The following is a 19,952-nucleotide window of genomic DNA, read 5'->3' on the forward strand; positions in this document are numbered from 1 at the left end:
GCGGGACCGTCCAGTCTGCTCAGCGACTCACCGGTAACAGGACGCGTAAAGCAACAGGAATCGGGCGTCGGGTTTGGTCACTTCTCATCATCGTGTCACCCGGTGAAGAGCTGGGTGGCCTTGTGTACGAGTTCATACAGCCCATATGTGAGCGGAACCCCCACCCAGAGCCAGGAGCCGACGATCAGCGCCCTGCGGCGGGGCGGACTACTTGGCGGCGTGCTGGTCGGTGCCGTCATGGGCGGCCTCCCTCGGGGCGGGGATGTGGTGGCGGGCGTGGACGGGCCGGACGAACTCGTTCGCCACGAAGCCGACGACAAGGAGGCCGATCATGATCGTGAGGGAGAGGCCGTAGAGCCCCGCCCCGCTCTTGCCCGCCTCTTCCTGGCGGTCGGCGACCCAGTTGACGATCAGCGGGCCGAGCACGCCCGCCGTGGACCAGGCGGTGAGGAGCCGGCCGTGGATCGCGCCGACCTGGTAGGTCCCGAAGAGGTCCTTCAGGTACGCGGGGATCGTGGCGAAGCCGCCTCCGTAGAAGGAGAGGATCACCAGCGCGCAGACGACGAAGAGCGGCTTCGAGGCGTCCCCGAACTGGGCGATCAGCAGATACATCAGGGCGCCGACGCCCAGGTAGACGCGGTAGACGTTCTTGCGGCCGATCAGGTCGGACGCCGAAGACCAGCCGATGCGTCCGGCCATGTTCGCGGCGGAGAGCAGGGCGACGAAGCCCGCCGCGGCTGCGACCGAGACCGGTGTCGAGGTGTCGGAGAAGAAGTCGGTGATCATCGGCGCCGCCTTCTCCAGGATGCCGATGCCCGCGGTCACGTTCATGCAGAGCACGATCCACAGGCACCAGAACTGGGGCGTCCGCACGGCGGCCCGCGCGGAAACCTGCGGCCCGTCGAGCGTCCCGGGGGCGCCGGGCGTGCGCGCCCCTTCCGTGCGCGGCACCCGCACCAGGAACACGCCGAGCGACATGAAGGCGGCGTACGTCAGGCCGTGCACGAGGAAGGCGAGGGCGATGCCGTCGGAGTCCGAGCCGAAGGACTCCAGCATCTGCGCGGACCACGGTGACGCGATGAGGGCGCCGCCGCCGAAGCCCATGATCGCGATGCCGGTCGCCATGCCCGGACGGTCCGGGAACCACTTGATCAGCGTCGACACGGGTGAGATGTAGCCGATGCCGAGACCGATGCCGCCGACGAAGCCGTACCCGAAGACGATCAGCCAGTACTGGCTGATCGCCGCGCCGAGGGCCGCGATCAGGAAGCCGGACGAGAAGCAGACGAGGGCGACCGTCATGGCCCAGCGCGGGCCGTTGCGCTCCACGAGCGTGCCGCCGAAGGCGGCCGACAGGCCCAGCATCACGATGCCGAGCTGGAAGGGGAGCGCGCTCTGCGTGCCGCTGAGGTGGAGCGCTGATTCCAGCGGGGGCTTGAAGACGCTCCAGGCATAGGCCTGGCCGATGGAGAGATGGACGGACAGCGCGGCGGGCGGTACCAGCCAGCGGCTCCATCCCGGGGGTGCTACGGGGGGCCTCATGATCCCGAACAGTAGGAAGCCGGGAGGGGAGTTGGGAAGAGGCGGAACCGATTCCGTCGACGGTATGCAATGTGGCGCGCGACCCCTTGCTGGGCCAACTTCCATACTGTAGACAATATTCCATCGACAGTCATGGAATGCGATGTCGACCCTGAGCCTTCTTCGGATCCCTCGACCGAACGGAGCGCGCCACCGTGAAAGTCGCAGTCCTCGGCGCCGGTGCGATCGGCGCCTATGTCGGAGCCGCGCTGCACCGCGCCGGTGCCGACGTCCATCTCGTGGCCCGTGGACCGCATCTCGCGGCCATGAGGCAGCACGGAGTACGTATCCACAGCCCGCGCGGCGACTTCACCGCGCGGGCCCACGCCACCGACGACCCGGCCGACATCGGCCCCGTCGATTACGTCTTCCTGGGCCTGAAGGCCAACTCGTACGCGGCGTGCGGGCCGCTGATCGAGCCGCTCCTGCATGACAAGACGGCGGTGATAGCCGCCCAGAACGGCATCCCCTGGTGGTACTTCCACCGGCACGGCGGCCCGCACGACGGCCACCGTGTCAGCAGCGTGGACCCGGACGGCGCGGTCAGTGCGGTGATCGCGCCCGAACGGGCCATCGGATGCGTGGTGTACGCGGCGACGGAGCTCGAAGGTCCGGGAATCGTACGGCACTTGGAAGGCACCCGGTTCTCCGTCGGGGAGCCGGACCGCTCACGCTCCGCGCGCTGTCTCGCCTTCAGCGAGGCCATGCGGGCGGGCGGCCTGAAGTGTCCCGTCGAACCGGACCTGCGCGGCGACATCTGGATCAAGCTGCTCGGCAACATCTCCTTCAACCCGATCAGCGCGCTCTCCCGCGCCACCATGCGCGAGATGTGCCTGCACGGCGGCACGCGCCGCGTCATCGAGATCATGATGAACGAGACGCTCGCCGTCGCGGCGGCCCTCGGCTGCCGCCCCGACATCTCCGTCGAGCGGCGCCTGGCGGGCGCCGAACGCGTCGGCGACCACCGCACCTCCACACTCCAGGACCTGGAGCGCGGCAAACCGCTGGAACTCGACGTGCTGCTCGCGGCCGTCGTGGAACTCGCGGAGATCACCGGAGTCCCGGTGCCGACGCTCCGCACGGTCCACGCCATCTCGGACCTGCTGGCCGACCGCATGAGGAGCGCGGCATGAGCGAGAACGACAGGAGCGCGGCATGAGCAGGAAACGGGACCGGGTGCCCACGACGTACACCCGGCTCACCCACCCCCTCGTACGCGACTCGCGCGACGAGCCGTTCCGCCGGGCCACCTGGGACGAGGCACTGTCCAGGACCGCGGCCGGACTCCAGGCCGCGCGCGGCGCGTTCGGGATGTTCTCCTGCGCCCGCGCGACCAACGAAATGAACTACGTGGCACAGAAGTTCGCCCGTGTGGTGATGGGCACGAACAACGTCGACTCCTGCAACCGCACCTGCCACGCACCCAGCGTCGCGGGCCTCTCCGCGGCCTTCGGCTCGGGCGGCGGCACGTCTTCTTATGAAGAGGTCGAACACACCGACCTGATCGTGATGTGGGGCTCCAACGCCCGCTTCGCGCACCCGATCTTCTTCCAGCACGTCCTGAAGGGGATCAGGAACGGCGCCCGCATGTACGCCGTCGACCCGCGCCGCACCAAGACCGCCGAGTGGGCGGAGAGCTGGCTCGGCCTGAACGTCGGCACGGACATCCCGATGGCGCACGCGATCGGCCGCGAGATCATCCACGCGGGCCTGGCCAACCGGGCGTTCATCGAGCGGGCCACATCCGGCTTCGAGGAGTACGCGGCCCTGGTCGAGCCGTGGACGCTCACGCTCGCCGAGAAGGTGACGGGCGTACCGGCCGCCGCCATCAAGGAGCTGGCGCACGTCTACGCCCGCGCCGAGCGGGCGCAGCTGTGCTGGACACTCGGCATCACCGAGCACCACAACGGCACGGACAACGTCCGCGCACTGATCAACCTCTCGCTCCTGACCGGCCACGTGGGACGCTACGGCTCGGGCCTCCAGCCGCTGCGCGGCCAGAACAACGTGCAGGGCGGCGGCGACATGGGCGCGATCCCCAACCGCCTGCCCGGCTTCCAGGACATCCTCGACGCGGAGACCCGGCTGAAGTTCGAGACGGCCTGGGACACGGTCATCCAGCCGCGCTACGGGCTGAACCTGACGGAGATGTTCGAGGCGATGGAGGAGGGCGGACTCAAGGCCGTCTACTGCATCGGCGAGAACCCGGCCCAGTCGGAGGCGGACAGCGAGCAGGCGACGCGGCGGATGCGGGCCCTGGACTTCTTCGTGGTCCAGGACATCTTCCTCACGAAGACCGCCGAGCTGGCCGATGTGGTGCTGCCCGCGACCGCGGGCTGGGCGGAGACCGACGGCACGACGACCAACAGCGAGCGGCGCGTGCAGCGGGTGCGCAAGGCCGTGCGGCCGCCCGGTGAGGCGCGCGAGGACATCGACATCCTCTGCGACCTCGCCGAACGGCTCGGCCACGACTGGAAGTACGCGGACGCGCAGGCGGTCTGGGACGAGCTGCGGTCGGTGTCGCCGGACCACTGGGGCATGACGTACGACCGTCTGGAGTCCCTGCAGGGCATCCAGTGGCCCTGCCCTTCGGAGGACCGGGTCGAACCGACTTACCTGCACGGCCGGTTGTGGGAGGCGGACCCCGAACGGCGCGGCACGCTCGCGCCCTTCGGGCTCGTCGCGCACGACCCGCCGGTGGACCTGACGGACGACTCGTACCCGATCCGGCTGACGACCGGGCGGCGGCTCGACTCCTACAACACCGGTGTGCAGAGCGGGAGTTTTGCCTCTCCGCTGCGGCGCGGCGAGTACGTCGAGCTGTGCCCGGAGGACGCCGAGCGGTACGGGGTCGCGGTCGGCGAGGAGGTCCGCATCTCCTCGCGGCGCGGCGCGGTGACTGCGCCCGTCTGGGTGGACCCCGGGCTCCGCCCCGGTCTGGCCTTCATGACCATGCACTTTCCCGACGAGGTCGACACCAACCAGCTCACGATCGAGGCCAATTGCCCGATCGCGGGCACGGCGGAGTTCAAGGCGTCGGCGATACGTATCGACAAGCTGGCCGAGCCAGTTCGCCCGAGGTGAGGTGACGTATGGATCTGCACTTCGGTGACAGCAAGCCGACGGACGAGGAGCGGGCAGCCGTCGACGCGTTGCTCGGGCCGCCCGAGTCCGCGTGGGAGGGGGCCGGCGACCGCAGCGACGCGGATCTGCGCTGGGCACGGGGAGGCCGGGCGGCGCGGGAGCGGCGGGACGAGCTGTTGCCGGGGTTGCACGCTCTCAACGACCGCGTGGGGTGGGTGAGCGAGGGAGGCCTCGACTACCTCTGCCGACGGCTGATGGTGCCGCCGGCGGAGGGGTACGGGGTGGCCACGTTCTACTCCATGTTCGCGGTACGGCCACGTCCCGCGACGGTGGTGCGGGTGTGTACGGATCTGGCTTGTGGGGGTGGGGCGGAGCTGTGCGGGGAGGTGCGGGCTCGCCTGGGGCCTGCGGCCGGGGTGGCGGTGGAGGAGAGCCCTTGCCTGGGGCTGTGCGAGCGGGCGCCTGCGGCGTTGGTGGTGCGGGCGGGAGTTCCAGCCCGTCCGGCGTTTGAGGACGAACTCGGCGGAGCCGGTGATCAACGGCAACCAAGGCCCCCGCGCCAGAGCGGGTTTTCGGGAAGGGGCGGGGTTGGGGAGAAGACCTACGTCACCGCAACCCTCGCCCCCGCCGCCCCCGACACCCTCACCCAAGCCGCCCTCACCCCCGAATCCGCCCCCGCAGAGCCCCCCGCTGCCCTCGCCGTCCCCCAGGCAGGGCAGGACGGCCTCGTCCTGCTCAAGCGCCTAGGAACCGTCGACCCCACCTCCCTGGACGACTATCGCGCCCACGGCGGCTACACCGCCCTCCGCACCGCCTTCGCCATCGGCCCCGCCGCCGTCATCCGCGAAGTGACCGACTCCGGCCTGGTGGGAAGAGGAGGTGCCGCCTTCCCCACGGGAAGGAAGTGGCAGGCCACCGCCTCCCAGCCGGACCACCCCCACTACCTCGTCTGCAACGCCGACGAATCCGAGCCCGGCACCTTCAAGGACCGGGTGATCATGGAGGGCGACCCGTACGCGCTCATCGAGGCGATGACCATCGCGGGGTACGCGACCGGCGCCCACCTCGGCTACCTCTATCTCCGGGGCGAGTATCCACGTGCGCTCCAAAGGCTTGAGCACGCCATCGCGCAGGCACGCGCACGCGGCTTCCTCGGCGACGACGTCCTCGGCCAGGGGTACGCCTTCGACATCGAGATCCGGCGCGGCGCGGGCGCCTACATCTGCGGGGAGGAGACCGCCCTCTTCAACTCCATCGAGGGGTACAGGGGTGAGCCCCGCTCGAAGCCGCCCTTCCCCGTGGAGAAGGGGCTCTTCGGGAAGCCCACCGCCGAGAACAACGTCGAGACCCTCGTCAACGTGCTCCCCATCCTCACCATGGGCGCACCGGCCTACGCCGCCATCGGCACGGAGAAGTCCACCGGGCCCAAGCTCTTCTGTGTCTCGGGCAGCGTCGAACGCCCCGGCATCTACGAGCTCCCCTTCGGCGCCACCCTCCGCGAGCTCCTCACTCTCTCCGGGATGCCGGACAACCTCCGCGCGGTCCTCCTGGGCGGCGCGGCCGGAGGCTTCGTACGCCCCGACGAGCTGGACATTCCGCTCACCTTCGAGGGGACGCGGGAGGCGGGCACCACCCTCGGCTCGGGGGTCGTCCTCGCCCTGGACGACACCGTGCCGCTCCCCCGCGTCCTGCTGCGCATCGCCGAGTTCTTCCGCGACGAGTCCTGCGGCCAGTGCGTGCCCTGCCGGGTCGGCACCGTCCGGCAGGAGGAGGCACTGCACCGCATCGTCGAGCGGACCGGAGCCGAGGCAGCCGGTGACATCGCGCTGTTGCGCGAGGTGGGGCGGACCATGCGGGACGCCTCCATCTGCGGGCTCGGCCAGACCGCGTGGAACGCCGTGGAATCCGCCATCGACCGCTTGGGGGCGTACAAGTGACCGCCGTACCGCTGGGAATCCCGCGCCGTCTCGTCGAGTTCACGCTGGACGGGCAGAACGCCGGAGTGCCCGAGGGATCGACCCTCCTGGACGCCTGCCGGGCCGCGGGCAAGGACGTCCCGACCCTCTGCGAGGGCGACACCCTCACCCCGAAGAACGCCTGCCGGGTGTGTGTCGTCGAGGTGGAAGGGGCCCGTACGCTCGCCCCGGCCTGCTCGCGCAAGGCGGAGCCCGGCATGACCGTGCTCACCGACACCGAGCGCACCCGGCACAGCCGCAAGGTGGTGCTCGAACTCCTCGCCTCGTCCGTCGACATGTCGACCACCCCGAAGGTCGCGGGCTGGCTCAAGGAGTACGACGCCAAGCCCGACCGCTTCGGTCCGGACGCCGCCCGGCTGAACGAGGAGCCCAAGGTCGACAACGACCTCTATGTGCGCGACTACGACAAGTGCATCCTCTGCTACAAGTGCGTCGACGCCTGCGGTGACCAGTGGCAGAACACCTTCGCCATCTCCGTGACGGGCCGCGGCTTCGACGCCCGGATCGCCGTCGAGCACGACGGACCGCTGACCGACTCCGCGTGCGTGTACTGCGGGAACTGCATCGAGGTCTGTCCGACCGGCGCCCTCAGCTTCAAGTCCGAGTTCGACATGCGGGCGGCGGGGACCTGGGACGAGGACAAGCAGACCGCGACGACCACGGTGTGCGCCTACTGCGGAGTCGGCTGCAATCTGACCCTGCACGTGCAGGACAATGACATCGTGAAGGTCACCTCACCGCACGACAATCCGGTGACCCACGGCAACCTCTGCATCAAGGGCCGCTTCGGCTACCAGCACGTACAGAACCGGGACTGATCGACATGGGACGAGTCACGGAGCGCCGCCGCGTCCTCCGCATCCGGGACGGCGCCGTCAGCGAGCGGCCCGACACCCTGGTCGCGGAGGAGCCGCTGGAGATACGGCTCAACGGCAAGGCGCTCGCGATCACCATGCGCACGCCGGGCGACGACTTCGCGCTCGCGGCGGGCTTCCTCGTGAGCGAGGGGGTGCTCGGCTCCGCGGACGATCTCCAGTCGATCGTCTACTGCGCCGGGGCGACGGCGGACGGGTCCAACACGTACAACGTGGTGGACGTGAAGACCGCTCCGGGGCTCGTCCTGCCCGACATCAATCTCGAACGCAACGTCTACACCACCTCGTCCTGCGGCCTGTGCGGCAAGGCGAGCCTGGACGCCGTCCGTACGACGGCCCGCTGGGCCATCGACGACACGGACGGCGGTGACACTCCCCCGGTCCGGCTGGGGACCGAGCTGCTCGCGTGCCTCCCCGACCGGCTGCGCGCGGCGCAGCGGGTCTTCGACCGGACCGGGGGCCTGCACGCGGCGGCGCTCTTCTCCGAGGACGGCGAACTCCTCGACGTACGGGAGGACGTGGGCCGGCACAACGCGGTCGACAAGCTCGTCGGGCGTGCCCTCCAGGACGGCCGGCTTCCGCTGTCGCGTGCGGTGCTCCTGGTGTCGGGGCGTGCCTCGTTCGAGCTGGCGCAGAAGGCGGTGATGGCGGGCATTCCGGTGCTCGCCGCCGTCTCCGCGCCCTCGTCCCTGGCCGTCGATCTGGCCGCCGAGACCGGTCTGACGCTGGTCGGCTTCCTGCGCGGCTCCTCCATGAACGTGTACGCGGGCGAGCACCGGATCGCCGTGCGGGCCGCGGCCTCCCAGGGCTGACCGGCCGCTCCCCGCTGCACGGCGGCGGGGCCCCGGCCGGCGGGGAGCGCCCCCTGCGCCAGGCGGGGTCCCGGTCCCGCCCCGGCCCGATCCGGACGGGAGGCCCTACGCCTCGGTGCCCGAGATCCGGGTGAGCAGTGCCAGGAACTGCTTGCGTTCGGCGGCCGAGAGCGGCGCCAGGAGTTCGTTGTTGGCGCGCCACGCGACCTCGGCACAGCGGTCGAGGGTGCGCTCGCCGTCCTCCGTGATCGTGATCGCGTTCTTGCGGCGGTCGGCGGGGTCGGGCGAGCGCAGGACAAGACCCGCGTCCTGAAGATCGTTGATGACGCCGACCAGGTCCTTGGGGTCCAGCGAGATGCTGCGGCCGAGCGCGGCCTGCGCGACGGGGGCCTGGTCCGCGACGGCTGAGAGCACCACGTGGTGCCACATCTTCATGTCCTCGCCCGCCAGGGCTTCGGCGACGAGGCCGCGGCCACGGGCCGCCGCGCGGCCGAGGAGCCAGCTGGGCAGGGTGCGGATACCGCTGGGTGCGGGCGGGGTGCTGGGCATGGGACGAGCCTATCCGAGAATCATTGGACTTCCCAATGAAACTACGGATACCGTGGGAGCTCCCAACGGTTTCCTGCGTCTGGAGTCGCTCATGCGTCGCGTTCGGTACGAACACAGTGGCGGCCCCGAGGTCCTCTTCACCGAGGACGTGCCGGTCCCCGCGCCCGGCCCCGGTGAGCTCCTGGTGCGCGTCGCGGCGGCCGGGGTCACGCTGCCCGTCGTACGCAAGGTCCGTGAGCCCCGCGAGCCGATCCCGCTCGGCGGGGAGATCGCCGGAGAGGTGGTGTCCACCGGCGACGGCGTGAGCGGGTACGCGCCGGGCGACCGCGTCACGGGGCTCTGTTTCGGCCACGGCTACGCCGAGTTCGCGCTCCTCGACACCGCGATGGCGTCCCCCGTGCCGGACGGGGCGAGTGCCGTCGACGCGGTCGCGCTCGTCCGCAGCGGGCTCGTCGCGTACGGCGCGCTCGATGCCGCCCGCCCCGCGCCGGGCGAGTCCGCGCTGGTCACGGCGGCGGCCAGTGGAGTGGGCCATCTCGCCCTGCAGCTGGCCGGGCTCAGGGGTGCCTCGCGGGTCGTGGGAGCCGTGTCGGCGGGCGGGGCAGGTTCCGGCAAGGCGGACTTCCTGCGCTCGCTCGGCGCCGACGAGGTGATCACGTACGACGAGGAGCAGTGGGGCGAGCCCGTGGACTACGTCCTCGACGCGGTCGGCGGCGAGCTGCTCACGCCCGCCGTGCGGGCACTCGCGCCGTACGGGCGGCTGGTCGCGTACAGCTCGGGGGGCGGCACCGTCGAGGCGTACGACCTGCTGGTGGGCGCCAGGTCGGTCATCGGCTTCCAGATGGCGCTCATCGCCCGCGGCAGGCCCGAGGCGTACGAGACGTGGCGGCGCGAGCTGTGGCGGCTCTTCCAGGCGGGCGATCTGCGTCCCGCCGTGCACGCGCGGTTCGCGCTGGAGGACGCGGCGAAGGCCCATGCGGTGATCGAGGCGCGGAGCAACCTCGGGAAAGTCGTACTGATTCCCTGACCCTGACCAGGCCGCACCCATTCGTGCCACGCACGCTTCTTGTGGGGTGTCGAGCCGCACAAGTAGCGTCTGAGGCGCGAACGTTGGACGTGGGATGTCAGGATGTCCAGTCACCTTGAAGGGTGGACCGCGCCATGCCATCAGCTCTCCGTGTACGCCTCAGATCCCTCCGCACCGCCACGGCCGCCTTGACCGTCGTCGCCGTCGGGGCACTCCTCCCCGGACCCGCGGCGCAGGCGGCTCCGGACGCCCGCGCGGCGGGGTTCGAGCAGCAGGTGCTCTTCAAGGCCTCGCAGGACCCGGGATACGCCTGCTACCGCATCCCCGCCGTGGTGAAGACGGTGAAGGGCACGCTCCTCGCCTTCGCCGAGGGGCGGACGAACGACTGCAGTGACGCGGGCGACATAGACATCGTCGTCAAGCGGTCGGACGACGGCGGACGCACCTGGAGCCCGCTCCAGGTCGTCAACGAAGGCGCGGGCGACACGCACGGCAACCCCGCGCCGATCGTGGACCGCAGGACCGGCCGCATCCTCCTGGCGGAGACGTACAACACGGGCCGCACGGACGGCGGGAACTGCGCCGTCCCCTGCGACCGCACCCCGCACCTCCAGTACAGCGACGACGACGGCCGCAGCTGGTCGGCGCCCCGCGATCTGAGCGACCAGATCCTGCCCGCCGACTGGAACTCCTGGTACGCGACGGGACCCGTGCACGGCCTCCAGCTGACCCGCGGCCGGCACGCGGGGCGGCTCGTCTTCACCGTCAACACCGAGACGTGGAACGGAAGTCGGGTCACCGCGAACCACGCGTCCCTGATCGTCAGCGACGACGGCGGCGACAACTGGCGGATCGGCGCCGAGGATTCGTACCCGATAGCGCAGGACGGAACGTTCCGGCAGAAGCCGTCGGAGATGACCATCACGGAGCGCCCGGACGGGGCGGTCTACGTCAGCGGGCGTGAACAGGACGGCACGGATCTCGGACATCGCGCCCACACGATCAGCCGTGACGGGGGCGACAGCTTCGTCGCGCCGTTCAAGGCCATCCCCGATCTCTACACGCCCCAAGTCCAGGGTTCCACACTGCAGTTCGGCAAGCGGATGCTGCTCGCCTGCCCCGGCGACCCCGACCGCCGCCGCACCATGCAGATCCGCTCGTCCTACGACGGCGGACGCACCTGGGACAGCGTGGACCGCGGCACGACCGTCACCACGGACTGGTCCGGCTACTCGGACCTGGTGCGGGCCGACGACGACCACGTGGGTCTGATGTACGAGGGCGGGGCGGTCGACGCGCGCGACGAGATCCGCTTCGCGCGCTTCACCGAGGACTGGCTGCAGCCGCGCCGGGGCCCGGACCCGACGACCACCGACCGCGCGCCGTACGCGCGACCCGCAGCCGTGCTCGGCGGCGCGTCCACCACGGACGGCCGGTTCGGCAGTGCCATCGCCCTCGACGGCCGGAACGATGCCGTGCGCCTGCCCTTCCGCCGCCAACTCCCGCTGGGCACGAAGGACTTCACTGCCTCCCTCTGGTTCCGCTACTCCGCGACCACCGGTGAACAGCCGCTGCTCTGGATGGGCGGCATCGGCACCAACCAGCCGCAGGTCTGGCTGCGCGGCGAGCCCGCGAGCAACCGCGTCACGGGCCTGATCACCACGCGCGAAGGCTCCACTCCCCCGAAGTCCGCGTCCGTGCGCACCACGAACGCCTACAACGACGGCCAGTGGCACCACATCGCCCTGCGTCGCGGCGGAGGACAGCTGACGATGTCCCTCGACGGCACACAGATCAGCACCGCCGACGTCCCGGGCTCGGTCACCCGCACCTCCGGGTACGGGTTCCACGTCGGCCAACGGGTCGACAGTCGCGCCCATTTCACCGGCTCGATCGATGAAGTACGCGTCTATGACCGGGCGTTGAGCGACGCCGAACTCGCCGAACTCGGCCAGGACGGCGGCGCCAAGGCGCCTGTGACGCGGGACACCGTCGCATGGCTCCCCATGGACCACGTCCGCGCGAGCAACTAACGTCCCGCACGTGTCCGCCGACCAAGGTCCACGCGGCGGCCCGAGCGCGCGCAGGATCTGGATCGTCCTGCTGCTCGCCCTGGCCTGCGCGGCCGTGCTGCTCACCGCCCTCCCGGACGACCGGGAGGGCGGCGACGCATGTCAGGCACGCACCGTCTCGTCCTGGACCGCCGACGACAAGGTCACCGGGGCGTTCGCCCGCTACGGCGACGACACGGCGCGGGCGGACGACTGGACCGGCGGCGACGGCACGCACTCGGTACGGCTGCCGGACGGACGGCTGCTGTGGCTGTTCTCCGACACCTTCCTCGGCCAGGTGCACGCCCCGCCCAACCCGGTGGGCCAGCCCCACACCTGGCGTGACGCGACGGCGCCCATGGTCCGCAACTCGGGCGTGGTGATGTCGCGTTCGGGCACCCTGGAACGCACCCTGCCCGCCCCGCTCTTCGCCGATCCGGCGCCGCAGCAGTGGCGCTGGCCGGTCGCCGCGAAGGTGGAGCCCCGCTCCCCCGGCTCCTCCGAAGACGTCGTACGCGTCCTGCTGTGGACCCGCGCCAACGGCACCGGCCCGTGGATCTACGGGGTGCCGACCGCCACCGAGGTCGCCACGCTCTCGCTGCCCGATCTGCGCGTCGAGGGGATCGTCAAGGTCTCCGACCAGCAGTCCGTGCGCGATCTCGACAAGCGCGTCCTGTACGGCACGACGACGGTCGACGACGGCGACTGGACCTACGTCTTCGGCGGCAACGACGGCAAGGCCGTCTCGCGCCCCGCCTCGCACGCCTATGTGGCCCGCGTCCCCAAGGGCAGGCTGGCGGAGCCCGGCGCGTGGCGGTACTGGGACGGCGGGGACTGGACCGAGTCCGGGAAGCCGCGGGCCGTCCTCGGCGACGGCGAACGCAAGGGCGTGGGCAGCGCGTTCACGGTGGGGCGGGTGAAGGGGACGTACGTCCTGTTCACGATGGCTGCGGGGACCGAGGGCCTGACCAACGTGACCTCCTACTGGGCGTGTTCGCCCACCGGTCCCTGGCACGGCCCCGCGAAGGGCTTCGCGCCGCCCCTGCCGAAGGACGGGGCGGCCGATCAGGACACGGCCGCGTACAACCCCCAGGCCCATCCCGCGCTCAGCGGGAACGGGCGGCTGCTGCTCAGCTACGACGTCAACTGGCTGGACGCGGCGCCCGCGAGCGCGGCGGCCAACGTCAGCCGGAACGTGTCGCTGTACCGGCCGCGGTTCGTGTCCGTTCGACTGGCGACGGCTCAGTGACGAAGTCCTCGGGGTCACGCGAGCGCCGCTTGGCGATCACCGCGCAGACCATCAGCTGCATCTGGTGGAAGAGCATCAGCGGCAGCACGGCGAGCGAGGCCTGCGCCCCGAACAGGACGCTCGCCATGGGCAGTCCGGCCGCGAGGGACTTCTTCGACCCGGCGAACTGGATGGCGATGCGGTCCCCGCGGCCGAAGCCGAGCCGCTTGGCCCCGTACCAGGTGAGGGCGAGCATCACGGCGAGCAGCACCGCCTCGACACCGAGCAGCGCGCCGAGCCGCAGCGGCGTCACCTGGTGCCAGATGCCCTGCACCATGCCCTCGCTGAACGCGGTGTAGACGACGAGCAGGATCGAGCCGCGGTCGACGAGGCCGAGGACCTTCTTGTTCCGTGCGATGAACCCGCCGATCCAGCGGCGCAGGAACTGACCGGCCAGGAACGGCACGAGGAGCTGCAGCACGATCTTCAGGACCGAGTCCGCGGAGAACCCGCCCCCGCTGTTGCCGAGCAGGGCGGCGGCGAGCAGCGGTGTGAGGACGATGCCGGCCAGTGAGGAGAAGGAGCCCGCGCAGATCGCCGCGGGCACGTTGCCGCGGGCCATGGAGGTGAAGGCGATCGACGACTGGATCGTGGAGGGCACGAGCGTGAGGAAGAGGAACCCGCTGTAGAGGGCGGGCGTCAGGACGTACGGCACGAGGCCCTTGGCCGCGAGCCCGAGCAGCGGGAAGACCAGGAACGTACAGGCGAGGACGGTGACATGGAGCCGCCAGTGCTTGAGCCCGTCCAGCGCCTCACGGGTGGAGAGCCGTGCTCCGTAGAGGAAGAAGAGCAGCGCGACGGCCGCCGTGGAGGCACCGCCCGCCACATCGGCGCCCATGCCGCGCGCGGGCAGCAGCGCGGCGACGCCTACTGTGCCGAGCAACGCCAGGATGTAGGGGTCGATCGGCATCCAGGTGGGCCAGCTCGGGCGTTTCACTTCGCTCCATCGGTTCGGTTCATGTCGTGCCCTCTCGATGATCCTCCTGATCACCGCGATCGGGAATCCCGGATACCGCTCTGACTGTCATCACGTTCCGCGATAACCTTGTGCCATGTACGACCCCGCCCAGCTCCGTACGTTTCTCGCCGTGGCCCAGACGTTGAGCTTCACTCAGGCCGCCCGGCGCCTGGGTCTTCGCCAGTCCACGGTGAGCCAGCACGTACGCCGCCTGGAGGACGCCACCGGCCGCCAGCTCTTCGCGCGCGACACGCACTCCGTGGAGCTGACCGAGGACGGCGAGGCGATGCTCGGCTTCGCGCGGCGGATCCTGGAGGTGCACGAGCAGGCGACGGCGTTCTTCACCGGGACGCGGCTCGGCGGGCGGCTGCGGTTCGGGGCGTCGGAGGACTTCGTCCTGACCCGGCTCACCGACATCCTCGAGTCGTTCCGGCACGACCACCCCGACGTCGACCTGGAGCTGACGGTCGAGCTGTCCGGCACGCTGCACGAGCGTCTCGACGCGGGCAAGCTCGATCTGGTGCTCGCCAAGCGGCGGCCCGAGGATCCGCGCGGTGAGCTGGTCTGGCACGACGAGCTGGTCTGGATCGGCGCCGAGCGGCTTCGCCTGGACCCCGAGCGGCCGGTGCCGCTCATCGTGTTCCCGCCGCCCGGCATCAGCCGCGCCCTCGCCCTGGAAGCTCTGGAGCGGCGCGGCCGTGCCTGGCGGATCGCCTGCACGAGCGGCAGCCTGAACGGCCTGGTCGCCGCGGCCCGCGCAGGCCTCGGCGTGATGGCGCACTCCCACGGTCTGATCCCGCCGGGCCTGGAGCGGGTCCCGGAGCGGGCGGGCCTGCCGGAGCTGGGCGCGGTCGACTTCGTGCTCCTGCACGGGGAGCGGCGGGCCTCGGCGCAGCGCGCGGCGGACGCGCTCGCGGCATCGATCCTCGCGGGCGGCGACCGGCTGCACCGGCGGCGCCAGCGGTGACGGACGGTTTCAGCGCGGATAGGGCCGGTACGTGAGCTGCTTGACGCGGCGCATGAAGGGCGCCGTCTCGACGTGCTGGACGCCGTCGAGCTGCCCCAGCTTCTGGCTGAGGTAGGTGTAGAGGGCGGGGATGTCCCGGGCCACGGCCGTCGCCATGAGGTTGGAGGGGCCCGCCACGGCGGTGGCGTGGGCGATCTCTGCATGGGATGCGAGGGCCTTGCCCACCGAGTCCATGGCCCAGGGTGCGGTGGTGATCCAGAGCATCGTGCCGACGCGCAGGCCGATGAGGGCATCGGCGTACTCGATGTCGATGTAGATCACGCCGGACGCGAGGAGCGCGCCGAGGCGGCGCTTGACGGCCGACTCCGAACGCCCTGTGGCCTGCTGGAGCTCCGGGTAGGTCGCGCGGCCGTCCTGTTCGAGCGCGGCGACGAGCGGTTCGTCCTCCGGCTCGATCCGCAGGGGCGCCCCGTCCCGTACGGCGGGCGCGGGTGGTGTGCAGCGCAGGGCAGCGACCTGCTCGTCACTGAGCGGCCCGTGCTTCATCAGCCAGCCGTCGGGGCCGCCGAAGAACCGGTGCAGCATCTGCTGGGCGCGGATGTCGACGATGTGCGGGGTGCGCGGCAGCTTGGCGAGCAGCAGCTCGTCCTGGTCGGTGCGGGTGCGGGGGCGGGTGCAGCAGACGACCTCGGTGCCGCCGGAGGTGAGGCCGATCCATGAGGTGTCGGGGCGGCGCGCCAGGGCGGTGGCGATGGCGTCGGCGCCGTCGGGGGCGCAGCGGAGACGCAGCATCCACTGGTCCTGGCCGAGCTTCTCGTGGTCCCGGACGGCGACGATCCGCAGGTTTCCGTCGGAGACCAGCTTGCGGTAGCGGCGGGCGACGGTCTGGTCGGAGACGCCGAGAACCGCGGCGATCTTGCTGAAGGGCGCACGCCCGTCGAGCTCCAGGGCCTGGAGGAGTTTGACGTCGAGCGGATCCGGCGCGTCCGGCATGGCGGATTCCATCGATGCAGCACCCATCGGTGTCGGATTCCTTCGTTCTGGCGTGACTGGTGACGGGGATCGTCCGAGCGGACCCCATCGTACGAGGCATGCGCACGCGTCGCACCTGCGTCGCACACGCGTCGTAGAAGTCGCACGAGGAGATCTGAGAATGCGTACATGGGGGCCGCTCACAGCGGTATGCCTGGGGACGTTCATGCTGCTGCTGGACGTGACCATCGTGGTCGTGGCACTGCCCGACATGGCGAGGGCGCTAGATGCCTCGCTGAGTGATCTGCAATGGGTGATCGACGGTTACGCCCTGGCGCTCGCCGCGCTGTTGCTCGGTGTCGGCGCCGCGGCGGACGTGCTCGGCAGGCGGCGGCTGAACGTGGTGGGCACCGCGGTCTTCGCGCTCGCCTCGCTCGGCTGCGGTCTCGCCACGAACGCGGAGGTCCTGGTGGCCGCCCGCGCCCTGCAGGGGCTCGGCGCCGCCGCGATGTTCGCGACGACACTGCCGCTGCTCGGCGCCGCCTACCAGGGCCGCGACCGGTCGGTCGCGCTCGGCGTCTGGGGCGCGGTCAGCGGGGCCGCGGCGGCGATGGGGCCGATCGTCGGCGGGCTGCTCACCGAGGGGCCCGGCTGGCGGTGGATCTTCTTCGTGAACCTGCCGGTGAGCGTGGCGTCGATATGGCTGACACGGCGCCTGGTGCCGGAGTCGAAGGGCCTGGCGGGACGCCGGGTCGACTGGGCGGGCACGGTGACGTTCGCACTGTTCGCGGGCGCACTGACATACGGAGTGGTGCGGGCCGGTTCGGAGGGCTGGACGTCGGCGCCCACCGTGGTGACCCTCGCGGTCTCGCTGCTCGCGCTCGCCGCCTTCGTGGCCGTCGAACGCCGCGTCGCGCACCCGCTGCTCGACCTGAAGCTCCTGCGCGTGCCCGCCTTCACGGGGATCCTGGTCGGCGCGATCGGTTACAACGCCGCCGCGTTCGGTCTGATGCCCTACCTCTCGATCTGGCTGCAGACCGTGCTCGGCATGAGCCCGGTGACCGGCAGCCTCGTCATGCTGCCGCTCGCCGCGACCTCGTTCCTCGTGGCCGCGGTCGGCGGACGGCTGCTGCACGGGGTGCCCGCACGCCTGACCATCGGCGTGGGACTGCTCCTCATCGGCGCCGGCGGGGTCGCCCTCGCGGTGCTCGACGCCGGGTCGTCCTGGGGCGCGCTCATCCCCGGGCTCACCATCGCGGGGGTCGGCACCGGCCTGGTCTCGCCGGCGCTCGGCGGCGCGGCCCTCGCGGCGGTGCCGCCGGAGAACTCGGGGATGGCGGGTGGTGCGGTCAACACCTTCCGGCAGCTCGGGTACGCGGTCGGCGTGGCCGGTTTCGGCACCGTGCTGACCTCGCGGATGCAGGACTCGCTGGGCCATGACGCGGCTCACACCGTCGCGGGCGGCGGTGCGTCGGCCGTACGTGGCACGCTTTCCGAGCACACCGTGCGGGCCGCGTTCGCCTCCGGCCTGAACACCGCGGCGGTCGTCGCGGGTGTGGTCGGCCTGGTGGCCGGAGCGGCGGTCCTGGTCATGGTGCGGTCGGCGCACAGGACACCGGAAGCGAAGGTTCCGGCACCTGCCGAACGCATCCTCGAAGGACAGCCACAGCCGTAACCGCCGCGTACAGATTCCGTGGAGATTACGCCACCGAAACTTACTGAACCGTAAGTATTCTGTCCCGCCTCTCCCCTTGTGGTCGGATTTCACCGGCTGACCAGCGTGGATGGTACGTACCGAGGGGTCGGTCACCCCTCTCCCGCCGGGCACTGCGGTGGGGTACCGTCACCGGCGCTGTGCGGAGCGCCACAAGGAGCATCATTGCGCGAGTTCACGAACCCTCCGATGGCGTCGGCGCCGCTGGTGGGCGGCCTTGCCGACGTCGTGTTCGACCATGCCCTTGAGGATCCGCTCCACATCGCCTTCGGCCGCAAGACCGACGGCGTGTGGCGCGACGTCACATCGGCGGAGTTCCGTGACCAGGTGATGGCGCTCGCCAAGGGGCTTCTCGCCCAGGGCGTTCGCTTCGGTGACCGCGTCGCCATCATGTGCCGCACCCGCTACGAGTGGACGCTCTTCGACTACGCGCTCTGGACGGTCGGCGCCCAGGTGGTGCCCGTCTACCCCACGTCCTCCGCCGAGCAGGTCTTCTGGATGCTGCACGACGCGCAGGTGTCGGCCGCGATGGTCGAGCACGAGGACCACGCGATGACCATCGGCTCGGTGATCGACCGGCTGCCGCAGCTGCGCAGGCTGTGGCAGCTGGACGCCGACGCCGTGGACGAGCTGTACCGCGCCGGCCAGGACGTCGACGACGAGGTGGTCAACCGCCACCGCCGCGCCGTCACGCCCGACTCGATCGCCACGATCATCTACACCTCGGGCACCACCGGCCGCCCCAAGGGCTGTCTGATCTCCCACGCGAACTTCATGTTCGAGGCGGAGACGGTCATCCAGCGCTGGGAGCCGGTCTTCCACTCCCGGCGGGGCGACGAGGCGACAACGTTGCTCTTCCTGCCGCTCGCGCACGTCTTTGGACGCATGGTGCAGGTCGCGGCGGTGCGCGGCGGGGTCAAGCTGGGCCACCAGCCGAGCCTGAACGCGGCGGCGCTCATCCCGGACCTCGCGGCGTTCCGCCCGTCCTTCATCCTGGCCGTGCCGTACATCTTCGAGAAGGTCTTCAACGCGGCGCGGCGCAAGGCCGAGAAGGACGGCAAGACGGGTCCGTTCGACAAGGCCGTGGAGTGTGCCGTGCGGTACGCGGACGCGATGGAGGCCAAGGCCTTCGGCACCGGACCCGGCCCTTCGGCGGCCCTGCGCATGCAGCACTCGCTCTTCGAGAAGCTCGTCTACGCCAAGGTGCGCGACGCGATGGGCGGTCGCGTCCGGCACGCGATGTCCGGCGGCTCCGGCATGGACCGGCGCCTCGGCCTGTTCTTCGCGGGCGCGGGCGTGGAGATCTACGAGGGGTACGGGCTGACGGAGTCGACCGCCGCCGCCACCGCCAACCCGCCCGAGCGCACCCGTTACGGCACGGTCGGCCAGGCCATCCCCGGCACCACCGTGTACATCGCGGAGGACGGCGAGGTGTGGCTGAACGGCGGCAACGTCTTCCAGGGTTATCTCAACGACCCCAAGGCCACCGACGCGGCCCTGCACGACGGCTGGCTGTCCACCGGGGACCTGGGCGCCCTCGACGAGGACGGCTACCTCACGATCACCGGGCGCAAGAAGGAGATCCTGGTGACGTCCGGCGGCAAAAGCGTCTCGCCGGGGCAGCTGGAGGAGCGGGTGCGCGACCATCCGCTGGTCGCGCAGTGCATCGTGGTCGGCAACGACCGCCCGTACATCGCGGCGCTCGTCACGCTGGACGGCGAGGCCGTCGAACACTGGCTGACCATGCGCCGCAAGCCGTCGATGTCGCCCAACGACCTGGTGCGCGACCCGGATCTGGAGACCGAGGTGCGGCGGGCCGTGGTGGCCGCCAACACCCTTGTGTCACAGGCCGAGTCGATCCGTACGTTCCGGATACTGGCCCACCAGTTCTCCGAGGAGCACGGTCTGCTGACCCCTTCGCTGAAGCTCAAGCGCAAGGCCATCGAGACGGCCTACTCGGCCGAGGTGGAGGCGCTGTACCGGGCGTGAGGTGAGTGCGGCGGGTTTCTGACGGTTCATCAATTACTGCCGCGTCTGTTATTGACGGTTCATCAGGTCCCGCACAGAATCAGCCCCACTTCGACGGAGGGGGCTCGAA

Annotated in this window: 16 protein-coding genes; 11 read left to right on the plus strand and 5 right to left on the minus strand. The window is 70.8% G+C overall.

Annotated elements, in window-relative coordinates; genetic code table 11:
- Positions 1-95: 95 nt before the first annotated feature.
- Positions 96-239, minus strand: coding sequence for a hypothetical protein (locus OG302_RS09020; RefSeq protein ID WP_371526283.1), 144 nt, complete (start codon positions 237-239; stop codon positions 96-98).
- Complete coding sequence (locus tag OG302_RS09025) at positions 208-1,542, minus strand: OFA family MFS transporter (RefSeq protein WP_371526284.1); 1,335 nt, start codon at positions 1,540-1,542, stop codon at positions 208-210. Before OG302_RS09025 ends, OG302_RS09020 begins: the two co-directional genes overlap by 32 nt.
- Positions 1,543-1,736: 194 nt before the next feature.
- On the opposite strand from OG302_RS09025, the gene OG302_RS09030 reads away from it, so the two are divergent.
- Genes OG302_RS09030 through fdhD form a run of 5 tightly spaced genes read left to right on the plus strand, consistent with a single transcriptional unit; the run spans position 1,737 to position 8,328 of the window.
- Positions 1,737-2,714: a 2-dehydropantoate 2-reductase gene (locus OG302_RS09030; RefSeq protein WP_371526285.1), complete on the plus strand. Its 978-nt coding sequence runs from the start codon at positions 1,737-1,739 to the stop codon at positions 2,712-2,714.
- Positions 2,715-2,736: 22 nt separating this feature from the next.
- Positions 2,737-4,665: a molybdopterin oxidoreductase family protein gene (locus OG302_RS09035; protein WP_371526286.1), complete on the plus strand. Its 1,929-nt coding sequence runs from the start codon at positions 2,737-2,739 to the stop codon at positions 4,663-4,665.
- Between the two features lie 8 nt (positions 4,666-4,673).
- A complete protein-coding gene (locus OG302_RS09040; protein ID WP_371526287.1) occupies positions 4,674-6,602 on the plus strand; it encodes an NADH-ubiquinone oxidoreductase-F iron-sulfur binding region domain-containing protein in 1,929 nt (642 codons plus the stop codon).
- On the plus strand, positions 6,599-7,459 hold the full coding sequence (locus OG302_RS09045) for a 2Fe-2S iron-sulfur cluster-binding protein (RefSeq protein ID WP_371526288.1): 861 nt from the start codon (positions 6,599-6,601) through the stop codon (positions 7,457-7,459). The genes OG302_RS09040 and OG302_RS09045 overlap by 4 nt, the downstream gene beginning before the upstream one ends.
- Positions 7,460-7,464: 5 nt before the next feature.
- Positions 7,465-8,328 (plus strand): formate dehydrogenase accessory sulfurtransferase FdhD, encoded by an 864-nt coding sequence (gene fdhD, locus OG302_RS09050; protein ID WP_371526289.1) that lies wholly within the window; start codon positions 7,465-7,467, stop codon positions 8,326-8,328.
- A 105-nt stretch (positions 8,329-8,433) separates the two neighbouring features.
- Here the strand turns inward: fdhD and OG302_RS09055 are convergent, their stop codons facing one another.
- Complete coding sequence (locus OG302_RS09055; protein ID WP_371526290.1) at positions 8,434-8,877, minus strand: MarR family winged helix-turn-helix transcriptional regulator; 444 nt, start codon at positions 8,875-8,877, stop codon at positions 8,434-8,436.
- A 91-nt stretch (positions 8,878-8,968) separates the two neighbouring features.
- Between OG302_RS09055 and OG302_RS09060 the strand changes: the two genes are divergently transcribed.
- The 3 genes from OG302_RS09060 (at position 8,969) to OG302_RS09070 (ending at position 13,204) form a co-directional block, all read left to right on the plus strand.
- Positions 8,969-9,904, plus strand: coding sequence for a zinc-binding alcohol dehydrogenase family protein (locus tag OG302_RS09060; protein ID WP_371526291.1), 936 nt, complete (start codon positions 8,969-8,971; stop codon positions 9,902-9,904).
- Between the two features lie 134 nt (positions 9,905-10,038).
- On the plus strand, positions 10,039-11,937 hold the full coding sequence (locus OG302_RS09065; protein ID WP_371526292.1) for an exo-alpha-sialidase: 1,899 nt from the start codon (positions 10,039-10,041) through the stop codon (positions 11,935-11,937).
- Between the two features lie 10 nt (positions 11,938-11,947).
- The gene (locus tag OG302_RS09070; RefSeq protein WP_371526293.1) at positions 11,948-13,204 is read left to right on the plus strand and encodes a DUF4185 domain-containing protein; all 1,257 of its coding nucleotides are present in this window, start codon (positions 11,948-11,950) and stop codon (positions 13,202-13,204) included.
- On the opposite strand, the gene OG302_RS09075 is transcribed toward OG302_RS09070, so the two are convergent.
- Positions 13,140-14,153 (minus strand): bile acid:sodium symporter family protein, encoded by a 1,014-nt coding sequence (locus tag OG302_RS09075; RefSeq protein WP_371750067.1) that lies wholly within the window; start codon positions 14,151-14,153, stop codon positions 13,140-13,142. The genes OG302_RS09070 and OG302_RS09075 overlap by 65 nt on opposite strands.
- Before the next feature lie 142 nt (positions 14,154-14,295).
- Here OG302_RS09075 and OG302_RS09080 point away from each other — a divergent pair, with 142 nt between their 5' ends.
- On the plus strand, positions 14,296-15,168 hold the full coding sequence (locus tag OG302_RS09080) for a LysR substrate-binding domain-containing protein (RefSeq protein ID WP_371526294.1): 873 nt from the start codon (positions 14,296-14,298) through the stop codon (positions 15,166-15,168).
- Between the two features lie 9 nt (positions 15,169-15,177).
- Here the strand turns inward: OG302_RS09080 and OG302_RS09085 are convergent, their stop codons facing one another.
- Positions 15,178-16,188 carry an Lrp/AsnC family transcriptional regulator gene (locus tag OG302_RS09085; protein ID WP_371526295.1) on the minus strand — a complete coding sequence of 337 codons (1,011 nt, stop codon included), beginning with the start codon at positions 16,186-16,188 and terminating at the stop codon, positions 15,178-15,180.
- A gap of 133 nt (positions 16,189-16,321) precedes the next feature.
- On the opposite strand from OG302_RS09085, the gene OG302_RS09090 reads away from it, so the two are divergent.
- Positions 16,322-17,815: an MFS transporter gene (locus OG302_RS09090; protein ID WP_371526296.1), complete on the plus strand. Its 1,494-nt coding sequence runs from the start codon at positions 16,322-16,324 to the stop codon at positions 17,813-17,815.
- 204 nt (positions 17,816-18,019) lie between these two features.
- Positions 18,020-19,843: a long-chain fatty acid--CoA ligase gene (locus OG302_RS09095; RefSeq protein ID WP_371526297.1), complete on the plus strand. Its 1,824-nt coding sequence runs from the start codon at positions 18,020-18,022 to the stop codon at positions 19,841-19,843.
- Positions 19,844-19,952 lie beyond the last annotated feature (109 nt).

Origin of the sequence: Streptomyces sp. NBC_01283 (genome assembly GCF_041435335.1) — a bacterium.
Lineage (GTDB): Bacteria > Actinomycetota > Actinomycetes > Streptomycetales > Streptomycetaceae > Streptomyces.